The organism is Flavobacterium anhuiense (assembly GCF_004151235.1).
Taxonomy (GTDB): Bacteria; Bacteroidota; Bacteroidia; order Flavobacteriales; family Flavobacteriaceae; genus Flavobacterium; species Flavobacterium anhuiense_A.
Genome location: NZ_JUIV01000001.1, coordinates 1 through 17817, shown reverse-complemented (window position 1 = coordinate 17817; position 17817 = coordinate 1). Strand labels below are relative to the sequence as shown.

Sequence of the window (17817 nt, the reverse complement as noted above, 5' to 3'; positions counted from 1 at the left end):
TTTTATTCACTCCCAAGTTTTTCCCTAATCAAAAAACTTTATCATGAGTAAACTCCCAAACGTAACCACAAGCATTTTTACGGTAATGTCAAAAATGGCAGTAGAATACAATGCTATAAATCTTTCGCAGGGATTTCCAAATTTTCCTGTTGACGAAAGACTGACAGATATTGTAGCAAGATTAGCGAAAGAAAATGTTCACCAATACACACCAATGGCAGGCTATCCTCCGTTGATGAACAAAATTGCGAATTTAACTCTGAGTTCTTATAATAGAACAATCAATCCAGATACAGAACTTTTGGTTACAGCTGGAGCAACTCAAGGAATTTTCACCACAATTTTAGCTTTAGTAAAAGAAAATGATGAAGTAATTATTCTCGATCCGAGTTATGATTCTTATGAATCTCCTGTTTTACTCTGCAAAGCAAAACCTGTTCGAGTAGCTTTGAATGACGATTACACACCAAATTGGGAAAGAATTGAAAAAGCTTGTTCTACCAAAACAAGAATGATGATTATCAATAATCCGCATAATCCGACGGGAAAAATTTTAACTGAAAATGATTTTGTACAGTTAAAAAATCTTCTTGAAAAATATCCAGGCATTATCGTTTTGTCTGATGAAGTATATGAATACATTACTTTTGAAGAAAAACATATTTCGGCACATACAAAAGATTTTCTTTTAGACCGCTGTGTAATGGTTTCTTCTTTCGGAAAATCATTTCATATTACAGGTTGGAAAATTGGCTACACCATTGCGCCAGAACATTTAATGAAAGAAATCAAAAAAGTGCATCAGTTTTTGGTTTTCAGCGTAAACAGCATTTCTCAGTTTGCAATTAGCGAATATCTTGATGTTGTTGACGTTAATCTTCTTGGAAAATTCTATCAAGAAAAACGAGATTATTTTCAGAAACTACTCCAAAATAGCCGTTTTGAATTGAAACCTTGCCAGGGAACTTATTTTCAAGTTGCTTCTTATGCCACTATTTCAAATGAAGATGATGTTACTTTCTGTAAAAATCTGATTATCGATCATGGTGTTGCGGCAATTCCAATTTCAACTTTTTATTCAGATCATAAAGATCAAAAATTAATTCGTTTTTGTTTCGCAAAAGACGACTTCACGTTAGAATCTGCAGCAAAAAAATTATGTGATATATAAAATTTATTGAAATTTTATAACATTATTATGCGTGCATCCTATTTTATTTAATTAATATTGTAAAAAAAAGAAAAAATATGAGCTACACAGATAAAATGTTACGTGATGATGCTTTAAAAGGTAAAGTCATTGTCGTTACAGGCGGCGGAAGCGGTTTAGGTAAAGCTATGACCAAATATTTTCTCGAATTAGGAGCTCAAGTAGCGATAACTTCTAGAGATTTAGATAAGTTAAAAACTACTGCTGCCGAACTGGAAAGCCAAACTGGAGGCAATTGTCTTCCTCTTCAATGTGATGTTCGTCATTACGAGGAAGTAGAAAATATGCTTCAAGAAACTTTAAAAGTTTTCGGAAAAGTAGATGTTCTTTTAAATAATGCAGCAGGAAATTTCATTTCGCCAACAGAAAGATTATCCGCAAATGCATTTGATACTGTGATAGATATAGTACTGAAAGGTTCTAAAAACTGTACGCTTGCTTTTGGAAAACACTGGATTGATACCAAACAAACTTCGGCAACGATTTTAAATATAGTAACTACTTACGCTTGGACAGGATCGGCTTATGTTGTTCCTAGTGCTACTGCAAAAGCAGGAGTTCTAGCCATGACAAGAAGTCTTGCTGTAGAATGGGCAAAATACGGAATTCGTTCTAACGCAATTGCTCCTGGACCATTCCCTACAAAAGGTGCTTGGGACAGATTATTGCCTGGAGATCTTTCAGAGAAATTTGACATGGCGAAAAAAGTGCCATTAAAAAGAGTTGGAGATCACCAAGAATTAGCCAATTTGGCAGCATATCTAGTTTCAGATTTCTCTTCATACATTAATGGAGATGTCATCACAATTGATGGTGGCGAATGGCTAAAAGGTGCCGGACAATTCAATTTATTAGAAGCAATTCCAGAAGAACTTTGGGATCAGCTTGAAATGATGATTAAAGCAAAAAAGAATAAATAATTACAAGTGCTTACTAAATTCAGAATATTTTTTTTAAACTATACTGATTGCACGAAATCCCGAAGGTCCCACTTTCGGGATTTTTTTTTTATATTTTTCACCATGTAAGTTCATTTAAGAGATTATAAGTTTAGTGGAAATTTTTAAAGCTCGTTTAGGTCAAAAAGCACTATTTATATTTACTTATAATGCTCAAATGATTTAAAACAAATAATTCGGTCTTTTATCAATATAACAGCAGTAATTTCAGTTAAGTAACATTTTGTTTAAATATTTTCTAGCTTACATTTACTTACATTACTTATATGGTTAAATTACATTATATGTTTAGCGATTCAGTTAAATTATTATTTTTGCCAAACAAATATCAAACAAAAATTTTATGCTCATTATCGGACTTGCAGGAGGAACAGGAAGTGGAAAAACTACAGTAGTACACCAAATTATGAATGAATTACCAGACACAGAAGTTGGGGTAATTTCTCAGGATTCATACTACAAGCAAACCGATAATTTATCGTTTGACGAAAGAGCATTGATCAATTTTGATCACCCGCGTGCGATCGATTTTGAATTATTGGTAAAACACCTAAAAGCTTTAAAAGCAGGAGAAACAATAGATCAGCCGGTTTATTCTTTTATCCAACACAATAGAACAGACGATACTGTTTCGACTCATCCAAGAAAAGTTATGATTGTGGAAGGAATTTTAATTTTGACAAATCCTGAATTGCGTGATATGTTTGATATTAAAATCTTCGTTCACGCAGATTCTGACGAAAGATTAATTCGTCGTTTAAAAAGAGATATTTCAGAACGCGGACGTGATATTGATGAAGTTTTAAACCGTTACCAAACGACTTTAAAACCTATGCATGAGCAATTTATCGAACCATCGAAGGCTTTTGCAGACATTATCATCCCGAATGACAAATATAATACGGTAGCAATTGATGTCGTTCGTGCCGTAATTAATCAGAGAATTTCATAATTTTTATCGTAAATTTAAACCATAAAATTATATGCAGCCCGGCGAAGGTCGGGTTTGCTCTCTAACAGGTCTAAAAAAAACAATTCAAAAGAAATTATCTTATATGAAATTTAAGAATCCATATAAAGACAAAAAGTGGTTTAAATATCTAGGCAATAAATATGTTTGGGTTTTGCTGTTTTTCATAGTGTGGATGTTATTTTTAGACAATTACTCCTATTTTGATCATCGCTTTCTAGATCAGCAGATACACGAACTAGAAGATAATAAAAAGTATTATCAGGAAGAAATCAAAAAAGATCAGGAGCAAATTAAGCTACTCAAAAATCCAGAACAAATTGAGAAATACGCTCGCGAAAAGTATTTTATGAAAAAGGACAGCGAAGATATTTATATCATACAATTTGAAGGAGACACGATTCAAGAAAAAGAATAATCAAAAAAACTACAATGGCCACTAACCTATTCGACGATTTTAATCCGATTTCATCCAAACAATGGAAACAAAAAATTCAGTTTGAATTAGATGGAGCCGATTACAATCAAACTGTTATTTGGAATTCTCCAGAAGATATTCAGGTAAAACCTTTTTATCACAGTGATGAGTTTACAAAAGCTGCAAATGTAAATACGCAAGCCTCAGATTTTAAAATCTGCCAAAATATCTTTGTTTTCGATGTAGAAAAATCTATAGAACGCGCTTTAAACACTTTAGAAAGAGGTGCAGAAAGTCTTCGTTTTACAATTGAAAATGATAAAATTGATGTTGAAAAACTATTGGAAAATCTTCCTTTAGAAAACAAAAACGTTTACTTTAATTTCAGTTTCATCTCAATCGATTTCGTTAAAAAATTAGACACAATTTCGATTCAGAAAAAATCTAATTTTTACTGTAATTTTGACCCAATCGGACAACTGGCACGAGAAGGAAATTGGTTTACCACTTCAGAGAAAAATAATTTTGAAACTTTAGATTTGCTTTTAAAAAATACAACCAATTTAAATCTTCTCAGTGTAGATTTGGGATTGTACCAAAATTCTGGCGCTAACATCACTCAGCAAATCGCTTATAGTTTAGCGCATGCAAACGAATATTTAAATCGTTTTGCTGGAACCGCAAAGTCTATTGTTTTTCAAGTTTCTGTTGGAACAAATTATTTCTTCGAAATTGCAAAGCTTCGTGCACTTCGAATGCTTTTTGATTTAATTGCTTCAGAATATAATTCAAAAATAAAATGCCATTTATTGGTAACGCCAACAAAACGCAATAAAACCATTTACGATTATAATGTCAATATGTTGCGTACGACAACCGAATGTATGTCAGCAATTTTAGGCGGTGCAAATGCGATTGCCAATTTGCCTTACGACGCATTATATCATAAAGACAATGAATTTGGAGACCGAATTGCTAGAAATCAGCTTTTAATTTTAAAACACGAAAGTTATTTTGACAAAGTAGACAATCCAGCTGACGGAAGTTATTACATCGAAAGTTTAACAATGCAATTGGCAGAAAAAAGTTTGGCATTATTTAAAGATATTGAAGCCAATGGTGGTTTCTTAAAACTTTTAAATGATGGCACAATCAAAAAGAAAATTCAGGAAAGTGCTAATAAAGAACAGGAATTATTCGATTCTAAAAAGGAAATCCTTTTAGGCACAAATAAATATCCAAACAAAGAAGACAGAATGAAACACGATTTAGAATTGTTTCCTTTTGTAAAAATAAAACCAAGAAAAACATTAATTACACCGATTATCGAAAAGAGATTGGCTGAAAAAATGGAGCAAGAACGATTGGAATTAGAATAATCTCTAACGTAATTAATTAAAAATTCAAAAAAAGTGTCTCAATGATCAGAAAAGACCTTAAACATATTACTCTTCAAAGTCAAAAACTGAAAGCTGAAAGTCAAGAAAACTTGGCAGATAACTTTACGACTGCTGAAGGAATCGAAATTAAAAAAAACTATTCTGAGAAAGATATCGAAGATTTAGATTTTCTTGATTTCGGAGCTGGTTTTGCACCAAATTTACGCGGACCATATGCAACGATGTATGTGAGACGTCCGTGGACTATTCGTCAATATGCTGGATTTTCTACAGCAGAAGAAAGTAATGCTTTTTATAGAAAAAATTTAGCTGCAGGCCAAAAAGGACTTTCGATCGCTTTTGATTTACCAACGCATCGCGGCTACGATTCAGATCATGAAAGAGTTGTTGGTGATGTTGGAAAAGCTGGAGTTGCCATTGATTCTGTTGAAGACATGAAAGTGCTTTTTGATCAGATTCCGTTGGACGAAATGTCGGTTTCCATGACCATGAATGGTGCTGTTTTACCTATTATGGCTTTTTATATTGTTGCTGCCGAAGAACAAGGTGTTAGTCCAGAAAAACTAGCGGGAACAATCCAAAATGATATTTTAAAGGAGTTTATGGTTAGAAATACTTATATCTATCCTCCTACTCCTTCGATGAAAATTATCGCTGATATATTTGAATTTACGAGCAAAAAAATGCCAAAATTCAATTCGATATCTATTTCTGGGTATCATATGCAAGAAGCTGGTGCAACAGCTGATATTGAATTAGCGTATACTTTGGCAGATGGTTTAGAATATATCAGAACCGGATTATCAACAGGAATGACGATTGATGAATTTGCGCCAAGATTATCTTTCTTTTGGGCAATCGGAATGAATCATTTTATGGAAATCGCTAAAATGAGAGCTGGCCGAATGATTTGGGCTAAATTATTACAGCAGTTTAATCCAAAAAGTGATAAATCTTTGGCATTAAGAACACATTGCCAAACCAGCGGATGGAGTTTGACAGAACAAGATCCATTTAACAATGTTGCCAGAACTTGTATTGAAGCAGCTGCTGCCGTTTTTGGCGGAACACAATCTTTACATACAAATGCTTTAGACGAGGCAATCGCACTTCCAACAGATTTCTCTGCTAGAATTGCGAGAAATACTCAGATCTTTCTTCAAGAAGAAACTAAAATAACCAAAACAGTCGATCCTTGGGCTGGAAGTTATTATGTTGAAAGTCTAACAAATGACATTGTTGAAAAAACTTGGAAGCTAATTGAAGAAGTAGAAGAGCTTGGTGGAATGACCAAAGCAATTGAAGCTGGAATTCCGAAACTTCGAATTGAAGAAGCTGCAGCAAGAAAACAAGCTAGAATTGACAGCGGACAAGATATTATTGTCGGTGTAAATAAATATCGTTTAGAAAAAGAAGATCCGTTGGATATTCTAGATGTAGACAATCAATTGGTTCGCAAGCAACAGGTTGAACGTCTTGAAGAAATAAAACGAAGCAGAGATTCTGAAAAAGTAAATAAGTCACTAGAAAAATTAATCCATTGTGCTCAGACTGGACAAGGAAACTTATTAGAAAATGCTATTGAAGCCGCTAGAAACAGAGCAACATTAGGCGAAATCAGTAATGCATTGGAAACAGTTTTTGGCCGTTTTAAAGCACAAATTAAATCTTTTAGCGGAGTGTATAGTGCAGCAATAAAAAATGACGAGAATTTTGAAAAGGCAAAACAACTTGCGGATGTTTTTGCTAAACAAGAAGGAAGACGTCCTAGAATTATGATTGCAAAGATGGGGCAAGACGGTCACGATCGAGGCGCAAAAGTAGTCGCTACGGGTTACGCCGATGTTGGTTTTGATGTTGATATAGGACCATTATTTCAAACTCCAGCAGAAGCAGCAAAACAAGCTGTGGAGAATGATGTTCATATTTTAGGTGTTTCATCTCTAGCTGCAGGACATAAAACATTGGTGCCTCAAGTTATAGAAGAATTAAAAAAACATGGCCGCGAAGATATAATGGTAATTGTGGGGGGTGTTATTCCGTCTCAGGACTATCAATTCTTGTTTGATGCAGGTGCATCGGCCGTTTTTGGACCTGGAACTAAAATAAGTGAAGCGGCTATAAAAATCTTAGAAGCTTTAATAGATTAAAAAGAAAATCCCTTTTTACAAGGGATTTTTCTTTTTTCATTTAGTCGTTTACTGTTGCGTTACTGTCAGCTTCTATAAAAGAAAGATCGTAACCTGCAAAATCTCTCATGTAGCTTTTCAATGAAGTTCCAAAAGCATCTCTAAAATGTCTGCTTCCTTTGTTTTTGAAAAAATTCTTTACAGAACCTGCACCACCTAGATGTGCCGCTGCTAAAATTCCAGATTCGGTAATTTCAATACCGCTGACGATTTTGCCTTCGTACTTTTCGATTTCGTTACGTAAAATCCATTTGTTTTTGGCTAGTAAAGCCATAAAAGCTTTTTCTTGTAGAGCAGGATCTTTTAAAAAGGCTTTAGTATCATTAATTCCAATTGCTCTCAAAGCTTTAGAACCAAATTGATATTTACCCATATAACCAAGGGTATTTACTAATCTGTACTGCCCTTGTGATTCTTTAAAAGCGACTGCTTCTTTAAATCCTATTAGACGATTTCCTGTGAATGGGACATTTGCGATTTTAGGATAATCATCTTTTTCTTTAGATGGAAAAATGTATTCTGATCCATCTGTTTTTTCAATTAAAAACCAAGGTTTGGTTTCGTTGTTAGAGGGAATAAATCCCAAACTTAAAAATGTAATAATAACGACTAAACTCGCATAAAAATACCATTTCTTTATCATAAATTGTTTTTCTTCAAGACACTGTCACCCTCTTGAAATTTCTACGGTGCAAAGATAAGTTATTTTAAAAATATGCTTAAAATCAATCGTTTAGCATTTTTTACGTAAAATCGTAAACTGCTTCCATCCCAGTTATAGTAATGGATTCCGAGAGATTTTAGTTCTCGTTTTTTCACTTTAAAAACCAACAATTAAGACCAAAAAAAAATCGTATTTTATATAAATTTTAAGCAAATTCTATTAAAAAGAAAGAATTTTCTTATAATAAAATCTTGTTTTTTTATGCAAATCTTGAAAACCAGTTTTTGAATTTTATAAAAATCAACATTAAAAAATGTTTATTTTTTTATTACTTCAATCTAAAAAATATCCAAAATAGCAAATTCGTAATTATTCGATTTCAAGAACAATTTTGCATTAAAAAGAAATAAAAAAACCGAAGTAAAATTTACTTCGGTTTTTAAATATTTAAATCGATAATAAAATTATCTCGTTACTCCCTGACTTGCGATCCAATCAGAATATTTTTTTGCATTTACGTTATGTTCTGCCAATGTTGCCGCAAACTCATGATATCCAAAACGATCAACACTTGCACAGAAATAAATATAATCGTTCTTCTCTGGGTTTAAAACCGCCTCTAATGCTGTAATATCAGGCATTGCAATTGGTCCAGGAGGAAGTCCTTTGTTTACATAAGTATTATATGGAGATCTCATTACCAAATCATTGTAAAAAACTCTTTTTATAACTTGATCAAAATTGTTATCTCTTAATTTTAAAGCATAAATGACGGTTGGATCAGCTTGCAAAGGCATTTCTAAACGTAAACGGTTTAGATAAACTCCCGCAATACGCGGTCTTTCGTCTTTCTTAACCGATTCTTTATGAACAATTGATGCTAAAATAGTAGCTTGCACTGGTGTTAAACCTTGTGCTTTTGCTTTAGCGATTCTATCAGCTGTCCAGAAATTGTGATATTCTTTAATCATTTTATCACGGAACTTCTCAGCTGAAGTATTCCAATAAATCTCATAAGTATTTGGAATAAACATTGCAAAAACGTTTTCTTCATTAAATCCGTTTGCTGCTAAGAAAGTCGAATCTTTAATCGCTTTTAATAAAGATAAACTATCCGCTTCTATTTCTTTTCCGATTCTTCCTGCAAAATTCTCTAAACGCTCTTGATTATTAAAAACCAACTTAACTGGAATATTAGAACGCATTGCTCGCACTAAGTCAATGTTGTTCATGTCTTTTTTCAAAAGAAAACGACCAGATTTTACATTTTCTGGATAATCTCTTTTTTCTGCAACCATTTCAAAGTTGTCAAAATTCTTGATGTAAGGCGCCAAAATCTTTTTTACATCAGCATAATTTGCATCTGTTGGCACATAAACGTACACTTCTTTTTCTTCAAATTTAGTGTTCGAACTAAATATTTTACTGATTAATATAAAACCATAAATCAATAAAACTGAAATAATGGCTACGGCACTTATTGTGATTATTTTTTTTAGACTCAAAGCTTAAAATTTAAATTTGTTTGTTAATTAGCTGAAAAATTGCTTCATCTTGATAGTGGTTATGATACAAAATCCAGTCTTTTTTTATTCCGATTTTCTTGAAACCAAATTTAGTAAAAAGTGCAATACTCGCTACATTTTGCACTCCAATATTTGCATATAATTGATGCAGATTTAAATTATAAAAAGAATATTTTATTAAAAGCTCTAAAGCCTCAGAACCAATCTTTTTTCCTTGATTTTCTTCTTTCTGAACGACAATGCCAATTCCTGCCCTATTATTTCTCGGATCAAAATCGAATAAATCAATCAATCCGATAGCAGGAAAATCTTCATCTTGACAAATTGCTAAACGAAGCTGTTTTGCCTCATAAATATCCTGATGTGCATTTTCTAAATATTGTTTAATCAAAAAACGGCTATAAGGAGTTTGCGTATTGCTTACTTCCCAAATATTTTCGTCATTTTCTATAGAATAAATGAACTCTAAATCTTGAGGTTCAAGTGCACGCAAATAAATCGAATCGCCTTTTAATGTAATCATCTGGATATTTTAGATTTTTGATTGCAGATTTTAGATTTAAATCTCGATTGTTCCTTTAAAAACAAATTTCGCAGGACCTGTTAAAAAAACATTTGTATAACCATCATTATCTTTATCAAAAGAAACTACCAGTTTTCCTCCTTCAACATTTAAGTTTATCGAAGTTTTATCTGTTTCTCCAATCGCATTCATCGCAATCGCAACTGCTGTCGCTCCAGTTCCGCACGCAAGAGTTTCATCTTCAACACCTCTTTCGTATGTTCTTAATGAAAAAGTGTCGTTGTCTACTTTTTTAACAAAATTGACATTGCTTCCTTTTTCGCCATACAATTCACCATATCGAATTGCAGCTCCGTTTTCTTTTACATTATAATGTTCCAAATCATCAACAATTTGAACATGATGCGGAGAACCTGTATTTAGGAAAGTATAAGAATCTTTTTTCTGAATTTCGTTTACATCAATCATTTGCAAAGAAACAATCGAATCGGCATTTACAGAAGCATGATGTAATCCGTCGGTTGCAATAAAAGTCGTTTTGTCATCAATTACTCCTAATTGATTAGCAAAAGCGACAAGACAACGACCACCGTTTCCGCACATTGAACTTTGATTTCCATCAGAGTTATAGTAAACCATTCTGAAGTCAGTTTCAGAATCATTTTCAAGTAAAATTAATCCGTCTGCTCCAATTCCGAAACGTCTGTCACACAGACGCTCAATAAGTTTTACATCCTCTTTTGGAAAGAAATTTGTACGGTTATCTATCATTACAAAATCGTTTCCTGTACCTTGATATTTATAAAATTCTATTTGCATTTTTTAGTTGTTAGAAATACAAAAGTACGAACTATTAATTAATGAAATGTTAATCATTGTTAAAGAGCGTTAAACCGTTTTTACAAATAATTTTTTGAAGTAATTTTACGTTAAATAAAACATGAAACTTAAATTCTAATAACTTAATTACAAATTCTAATATGAAAAGATTTTCAGCCTTATTTTTAGTGTCATTATTAAGTGGTGCTATTACTCTTGGTGCTTACAAGTTATTATTTGAAAGCAACAATTCTTTTTTTGGAAAAGGAAATTCTGTTGTAACTCTTGCCCCTAACACTTATGGAAAAAATGTTGGATTAGGTGCTGAAACATTAGATTTTACCGAAGCCGCAGACAAAACTGTACATACTGTCGTTCACGTAAAAAATGTTTCTAGAAGAACTGTAAGCAATCCGATGCTTGAGTTTTTCTATGGCTATGGCGGACAACAGCAACAAGAACAAGTAGGAACTGGTTCTGGTGTAATTATTTCTGAAGACGGATACATTGTTACTAATAATCACGTAATTAAAGACGCTACAGAAATAGAAATTACTTTAAACAATAAAAAATCATACAAAGCGAAGTTAATTGGTACTGATTCTAAAATGGACATTGCTCTTTTGAAAATCAATGCTGATGAAAAACTTCCTTACACTGCTTTTGCAAATTCTGATAACGTAAAAGTTGGCGAATGGGTATTGGCTGTTGGAAATCCTTATAACTTGACTTCTACTGTAACTGCCGGAATTGTTTCAGCAAAAGCGAGAAATTTAGATCAAAGCGGAATCCAATCTTTCATTCAGACTGATGCTGCGGTAAACCCTGGTAATAGCGGTGGAGCGTTAGTAAACGCAAGAGGTGAATTAATCGGAATTAATACCATGATTTCTTCTATGACGGGTTCTTATGTCGGATATTCTTTTGCTGTTCCTTCTAATATTGCCCGAAAAATTATTGAGGATATTATGGAGTACGGAAATGTTCAAAGAGGTATTCTTGGAGTTGAAGGAGGCGAATTGAATGCAACAGCTTCTAAAGAATTGGGAGTGACAGAAACACAAGGATTCTATATTAATAGAGTTTCTAAAAATTCTGGAGCAGAAAAAGCTGGTTTAACTAAAGGTGACATCATTGTAAAACTAGATGATCAAAACATTGCAACTTATGCAGATTTATCAGGTTATATCAATACAAAACGTCCAAACGATGTTGTAAAAGTAACTTATATTAAAGAAGGAAAAACTAAAACAGTTCCTGTAACTTTAAGCAAAAATGAGTTTTACAGCGCTGAATTTAAAGGAATTGAATTAGAAAACATTGATGCTGCTGACAAGAAAAAATTCAGAATCGATTACGGTGTTAAAATTAAAAACATCAGCAATGAGAATTTAATGCAATATCAAAACGAATTAGTAGGAAATATTATCCTAAGTATTGACAATGTAAAAGCAACAAACGTTGAAACAGTTTCAAAACTTTTAAGTAAAAAAGACGAAGGACAAAGCGTTCGAATTGAAATGATCAACAGAAATGGAGAGATTTTCAGAATTATAATTTAAATCTCAGTTTTCTGTCACAGTTTTCAATTACTAAAAACTGCAAACTGTGACTGCGACTGAAAACTTCAAAAAATGCCATCTTAAGAAAATTAAGGTGGCTTTTTTATTTTCAAAAATAAATGCTAAAATAGTTTACGAAATCGATTGAAATAGATACTTTTGCGCAAAATTTTAAAATAGTGAGCATTTTATTTTTTCAATTATGAGTAACAAATCATTGTACCAAAAAGAGGTATCATTACAAGTCGACCGAAGAAAAGCCGGTGTAGAATTAATTAAAGTCATAAGCGATTTATGGTATGACAAATCAATCGAAATGGTTTTATTCAAGAATCAGTTATTGGATAAAAACGTGAGCGATATTATCAATCTTCATCAATATGCTGGAGAATTCGTAGGTAAACCAATCACCATTTTTGATTCGGTTGAAATCGCAAAAGTCGTTTTATCTTTAGATCTTCCACCAGCAAAAATAGATTTAGGAAAACTAACTTATGAATATCGTTTAGAAGATGAAAAATATCCTGATGCGAGATATTTTGTTATTGAAAAATTGAAAAAAGCAAAATCTTCAAAAGAAATCAAACCAAAAGATATTGTTTTGTACGGTTTCGGAAGAATTGGACGTTTGTTGGCGAGAGAGCTAATGTCTAAAACTGGAAAAGGAGATCAATTGCGTCTGAGAGCCATTGTAACCCGTGATAAAAATGATGCAACAAGCTTAGAGAAACGAGCTTCTCTATTGCGATATGACTCAATTCACGGCGATTTTCAAGGTTCTGTAATTGCAGACACTAAAAATAATGCATTAATTATAAACGGAACAACTGTTCATATCATTACTGCCAATTCTCCAGAAGAAATTGATTACACTACTTACGGAATCAATGATGCTTTAGTAATTGATAACACTGGTGCATTTACAACTGAAGAAGCCCTTAGAAGACATTTAACTTCAAATGGAGCAAGTAAAGTTTTGCTAACTGCTCCCGGAAAAGGTGTTCCAAATATTGTACACGGTGTTAATCACAATGAATTTAATCCTGATGAAGTAAATATTTTTTCTGCGGCATCTTGCACAACAAATGCTATTACTCCAATTTTAAAAGTAGTTGAAGAAACTCTTGGTGTTGTAAAAGGTCATTTAGAAACCATTCATGCCTACACCAACGACCAGAATCTGGTTGATAATATGCATAGAAAATATCGTCGTGGAAGAGCTGCTGCTTTAAACATGGTCATTACCGAAACTGGCGCAGGAAGTGCTGTGGCAAAAGCTTTGCCATCATTGGAAGGTAAATTAACTTCAAATGCGATTCGCGTTCCTGTTCCTAATGGCTCTCTTGTTGTTTTAAATTTAGAAGTTAAGAAAGCGACATCGATTACTGCAATCAATAAAATTATGAAGAAATATGCTCTTGAAGGAGAACTTGTAGAGCAGATTAAGTATTCTTTAAATAACGAATTGGTTTCATCTGACATAGTTGGAACTTCTGCTCCATCTATTTATGATAGTAATGCTACCATTGTTTCAAAGGATGGAAAAAATATAGTGCTATATATTTGGTATGACAATGAATATGGATATAGTCATCAAGTTATTCGTTTAGCAAAATATATTGCCAAAGTAAGACGTTATACATATTATTAATTCAACCAAACTAACTTTTTTTCTTAAAACCATCAGGATTTTCTTGATGGTTTTTTGTTTTAGTTTAAATAGGAAGAACAGTAGTACTCTTTACTTCTGAAATTACAAAAACGGTATTTATTAAAGAAACTTCAGGTAAAACAGATAATTTTTTCTGATGAAAGTGATGATAACTTTCCATATCTGGAATTATGATTTTCAGCATATAATCGAAGTTTCCTGAAACGTAATTGCATTCAACAACCTCAGGTAAATTCAAAATCGATTGGTTAAATCCCTCTGATGTGTCATAAGTCTGTTTTGTCAGTGTAACTTGACAATAAACGGTCAAATTATTCCCCAATTTTTTCTTGTCTAAAAGTGTCACATATTTTTCTATAATACCATCTTTTTCAAGACGTTTCACCCGATCATGAACAGGCGTCAAAGACAAATTTATTTTGTTTGCGATGTCTTTTAAAGTGTAGTGCGCATCTTCTTGTAATAGACGTAGGATTTTTTTGTCAATTTCATCTAAAGCCATAACGAAAACGTTTTATTAAAATTAGTCCGATTTAGTCATTTTTTCTTTTTAAAGAATAAATTCAGACCCAAAACAGAATATTTTTCTGTAAAAGTAAAAAATAAAATAATATTTTCTTATTTATTAAGCATTAAACCATAATTTATTCTCTATCTGTAGATTTGTAAAACAATTTCAATAAAAACAAAAAAATATAACAAAATGATAATAGGTGTTCCTAAAGAAATAAAAAATAATGAAAACAGAGTTGCCCTAACTCCTGCAGGTGTTTCTGAAATGAAAAAACACGGACATACAGTGTATGTTCAATCTACTGCTGGTTTAGGAAGCGGTTTCGCTGACGCAGAATATGCTGAAGCTGGTGCAATTGTTTTACCAACTATTGAAGAAGTTTATGCTATTGCAGAAATGATTATCAAAGTAAAAGAGCCAATTGCTTCTGAATACCCATTGATCAAAAAAGATCAATTATTATTCACATACTTCCACTTTGCTTCTTCAGAAGAATTAACTCATGCAATGTTAGAAAAAGGAGCTGTTTGTTTAGCTTACGAAACTGTAGAAAAAACAGATAGAAGTTTACCATTATTAGTTCCAATGTCTGAAGTTGCTGGTCGTATGGCAATTCAACAAGGGGCTAAATACCTTGAAAAACCATTAAAAGGAAGAGGAATTCTTTTAGGTGGTGTTCCAGGTGTTCCGCCAGCAAAAGTATTGGTTTTAGGTGGAGGAATCGTAGGAACTCAAGCTGCTAAAATGGCTGCTGGTTTAGGTGCTCAAGTTACTATCATGGACTTAAGCTTGCCACGTTTACGTCAATTAGATGACATCATGCCAGCAAACGTAAACACAGAAATGTCTAACCACTACAACATTACAAGAGCAATTAAAGATGCTGACTTAATTGTTGGAGCAGTTTTAATTCCAGGAGCAAAAGCACCTCACTTAATCACTCGTGATATGCTTAAATTAATGCGCCCAGGAACTGTTGTTGTTGACGTAGCTGTAGACCAAGGAGGTTGTATTGAAACTTGTACTCCAACAACTCATGAAAACCCAACATTCATTATTGACGATATCGTTCACTACTGTGTAGCTAATATGCCAGGAGCTGTTCCTTACACTTCTACTTTAGCATTAACAAACGCAACTTTACCATATGCTGTACAATTAGCAAACAAAGGATGGGAAAAAGCTTGTACAGAAAATGAAGAATTGAAAAAAGGATTAAACGTAGCTAATGGAAAAATCCTTTACAAAGGAGTTGCAGAAGCTTGGAATCTTCCTTTTAACGAAGAAATAGTATTAGCAAACGCATAGTGCTAATACTTAAACAAGTGCTTACTAAGTCACTATTACAAAAGGCTTTTCTTAATTGAAAAGCCTTTTTTTATGGCATAAAAAAACCTGTCACGAAGACAGGTTTTTTAAAATAGTATAATCTTTTATTTTTTATTATCTAGAACTTCAGTCATAACTTTAGCTTCGGTTCCATTAGGAAAAGTAACTTTAATTTTTTGAGCAATTGTTGGAGCAATTTCCGTAATCGCTTTTTTATCATACGATTCACCCTTTTTGATGTGCCAACCATAGAAAATAGCTGGAACATGCGTATCGTAGCTATAAATAGTACCATGTGATGTTCCTGTTGGTGTATATTCTATCATTCCAGGTTTATCTACAATAACTAAATCACCATTTTGTGTAACATCATAACCCTTTGCTACAAAATTAAGAGCGTAATCATTTCCAGCATTAGCCAAAACTTCTTCCTCTGTATAAACTTTTTTAACTTGTGGTTGAGTGATTAAAAACTTTTTAAAAGCATCTTTAACTTTATCAAGGTCTAATTTCTTGTCCTTGATAATTTGTTTATTGAAGAAAACATTAAAGTTTGAGTAATTTTGAATCAAATCTACACCAAATGTCTTAGTAGAGAAATCCTGTAAGCTTTTCTTAACCTCTTTAGAAGGATAATTATCTACATTATATTTACGGTCTTTCAAGTAAATTACATTCTCAGCACCAGCGTGGTCAGCCGTTAAGAAAAGTAAATAATTACCCTTACCAACTGTTTTATCAAGATAAGCTAAAAAATCAGCAATCGTTTGATCCAATCTCAAGTAAGTATCTTGAAGTTCCATAGATCTTGGGCCAAGTAAGTGTCCCACATAGTCTGTAGAAGAAAAACTAACTGTTAAGAAGTCCGTAACATTATCCTTCCCTAATTCTTCTTTCTCAATAGCTCTTTTTGCAAACTCAGCTAAAAGATCATTCCCAAAAGGAGTAGCTCTTATAACTCCAGCATCATTTTTCTCATACATTGATTTTAAATCATACGGAAAAACAGGAGCAGCACTTCCATATAGTTTACCTTCGTATGGGTTATTATCTGGAAGACTTTCGTTATAAACCGAAGCAGGCTTATACAAATCCCATCCTTTATTAATATATTTTAAGTAGTTTTTTTCATTATTGAATTCAATAACCCATTCTGGCAGTTTTTCACCATAAAAAGTACTAGAAATAAAAGAACCAGTTTTACTATACCAGAATGCCCAGTTAGCAAAATGTCCTGCTGGTAATATAGCACCTCTATCTTTTAAGCTTAGTCCAATAACTTTTCCAGTAAAATTAGTTGCCATTCTAACTTCATCTGTAATTGTAGTACTTTGAAGATTTTTAGGAGACATTGCACCTTCTTCCGCCGTACCATCACCTACAGTTTTAACACCAGCGTCATCTGTACAATACATTTCTTTACCAAGAGTTCTACTGAACCATTCATTACCAACAATTCCGTGAGTCGCTGGAGTCGTACCTGTGTAGATTGAAGCGTGTCCAGGAGCAGTGTAAGTTGGCATATAATTGTAATGCATATTCTGGAAAGTAAATCCCTCATTCATTAATCTTTTAAAGCCGTTAGGAGAAAAATCATCTGAAAAGCGATATAAATATTCCATTTTCATTTGATCGACAACTATACCCACAACTAGTTTTGGACGTTGTTGCGCACTTAAGCCTGTAATAGCAAGAAGTGCTAACAATAAAATATTTTTCTTCATGTTTAAATAAAATAATTGAAACACAAAAATACTCATTCAAATTCAAAAAGTCTAAAGTATCAATATTTAACCGTCAACAATTGACTATAATTTAACACTTATAGGTTCAAGACTGCAGATACTTATGGCGTTTCCCTTCGGGCCGTGCTGTCCGCTGTATCTTTTGCGGGAGAACACATAAGGAAGAAAGAAGCTTTCAAGTCCCGCAAAAGGATGCCGCTTCCATCACTAACGCGGCTGGCCGAAACAGTTTTTTTCCAAAACCATATAAAAACAGAAAACCCTATCCGATTTGGATAGGGTTTTCAAAAGAAAGGCGACGACATACTCTCCCACAT

General features: G+C 33.0%; 15 protein-coding genes. 9 read left to right on the top strand and 6 right to left on the bottom strand.

Annotated elements, in window-relative coordinates; all coding sequences use genetic code 11:
* Positions 1-43 precede the first annotated feature (43 nt).
* The 6 genes from NU08_RS00075 (at position 44) to scpA (ending at position 7107) form a co-directional block, all read left to right on the top strand.
* A complete protein-coding gene (locus tag NU08_RS00075; protein WP_129744985.1) occupies positions 44-1171 on the top strand; it encodes a methionine aminotransferase in 1128 nt (375 codons plus the stop codon).
* A gap of 77 nt (positions 1172-1248) precedes the next feature.
* Positions 1249-2130: an SDR family oxidoreductase gene (locus tag NU08_RS00070; RefSeq protein WP_165352379.1), complete on the top strand. Its 882-nt coding sequence runs from the start codon at positions 1249-1251 to the stop codon at positions 2128-2130.
* Between the two features lie 382 nt (positions 2131-2512).
* The gene (gene udk, locus NU08_RS00065) at positions 2513-3121 is read left to right on the top strand and encodes a uridine kinase (RefSeq protein ID WP_008467967.1); all 609 of its coding nucleotides are present in this window, start codon (positions 2513-2515) and stop codon (positions 3119-3121) included.
* A gap of 103 nt (positions 3122-3224) precedes the next feature.
* A complete protein-coding gene (locus NU08_RS00060) occupies positions 3225-3557 on the top strand; it encodes an FtsB family cell division protein (protein ID WP_091133698.1) in 333 nt (110 codons plus the stop codon).
* A gap of 14 nt (positions 3558-3571) precedes the next feature.
* The gene (locus tag NU08_RS00055; protein WP_129744983.1) at positions 3572-4936 is read left to right on the top strand and encodes a methylmalonyl-CoA mutase subunit beta; all 1365 of its coding nucleotides are present in this window, start codon (positions 3572-3574) and stop codon (positions 4934-4936) included.
* 41 nt (positions 4937-4977) lie between these two features.
* Positions 4978-7107: a methylmalonyl-CoA mutase gene (scpA, locus tag NU08_RS00050; RefSeq protein WP_165352378.1), complete on the top strand. Its 2130-nt coding sequence runs from the start codon at positions 4978-4980 to the stop codon at positions 7105-7107.
* Positions 7108-7147: 40 nt separating this feature from the next.
* On the opposite strand, the gene NU08_RS00045 is transcribed toward scpA, so the two are convergent.
* The 4 genes from NU08_RS00045 to dapF form a co-directional block, all read right to left on the bottom strand.
* Positions 7148-7789, bottom strand: coding sequence for a peptidoglycan-binding protein LysM (locus NU08_RS00045; protein WP_129744981.1), 642 nt, complete (start codon positions 7787-7789; stop codon positions 7148-7150).
* Between the two features lie 485 nt (positions 7790-8274).
* Entirely contained in the window at positions 8275-9315 is a 1041-nt protein-coding gene (gene mltG, locus NU08_RS00040; protein WP_129744979.1) for an endolytic transglycosylase MltG, read from the bottom strand.
* Between the two features lie 10 nt (positions 9316-9325).
* Complete coding sequence (locus NU08_RS00035; protein ID WP_129744977.1) at positions 9326-9859, bottom strand: GNAT family N-acetyltransferase; 534 nt, start codon at positions 9857-9859, stop codon at positions 9326-9328.
* Between the two features lie 36 nt (positions 9860-9895).
* The gene (gene dapF, locus NU08_RS00030; RefSeq protein ID WP_129744975.1) at positions 9896-10678 is read right to left on the bottom strand and encodes a diaminopimelate epimerase; all 783 of its coding nucleotides are present in this window, start codon (positions 10676-10678) and stop codon (positions 9896-9898) included.
* A 161-nt stretch (positions 10679-10839) separates the two neighbouring features.
* Here dapF and NU08_RS00025 point away from each other — a divergent pair, with 161 nt between their 5' ends.
* Positions 10840-12240, top strand: coding sequence for a trypsin-like peptidase domain-containing protein (locus tag NU08_RS00025; RefSeq protein ID WP_129744973.1), 1401 nt, complete (start codon positions 10840-10842; stop codon positions 12238-12240).
* Between the two features lie 202 nt (positions 12241-12442).
* A complete protein-coding gene (locus NU08_RS00020) occupies positions 12443-13891 on the top strand; it encodes a glyceraldehyde-3-phosphate dehydrogenase (RefSeq protein ID WP_129744971.1) in 1449 nt (482 codons plus the stop codon).
* A gap of 64 nt (positions 13892-13955) precedes the next feature.
* Here the strand turns inward: NU08_RS00020 and NU08_RS00015 are convergent, their stop codons facing one another.
* Entirely contained in the window at positions 13956-14414 is a 459-nt protein-coding gene (locus tag NU08_RS00015) for an Lrp/AsnC family transcriptional regulator (protein WP_008467950.1), read from the bottom strand.
* A 201-nt stretch (positions 14415-14615) separates the two neighbouring features.
* Between NU08_RS00015 and ald the strand changes: the two genes are divergently transcribed.
* On the top strand, positions 14616-15734 hold the full coding sequence (ald, locus tag NU08_RS00010; RefSeq protein ID WP_129744969.1) for an alanine dehydrogenase: 1119 nt from the start codon (positions 14616-14618) through the stop codon (positions 15732-15734).
* Positions 15735-15859: 125 nt separating this feature from the next.
* Here the strand turns inward: ald and pafA are convergent, their stop codons facing one another.
* The gene (gene pafA, locus NU08_RS00005; RefSeq protein WP_129744967.1) at positions 15860-17479 is read right to left on the bottom strand and encodes an alkaline phosphatase PafA; all 1620 of its coding nucleotides are present in this window, start codon (positions 17477-17479) and stop codon (positions 15860-15862) included.
* Positions 17480-17817 lie beyond the last annotated feature (338 nt).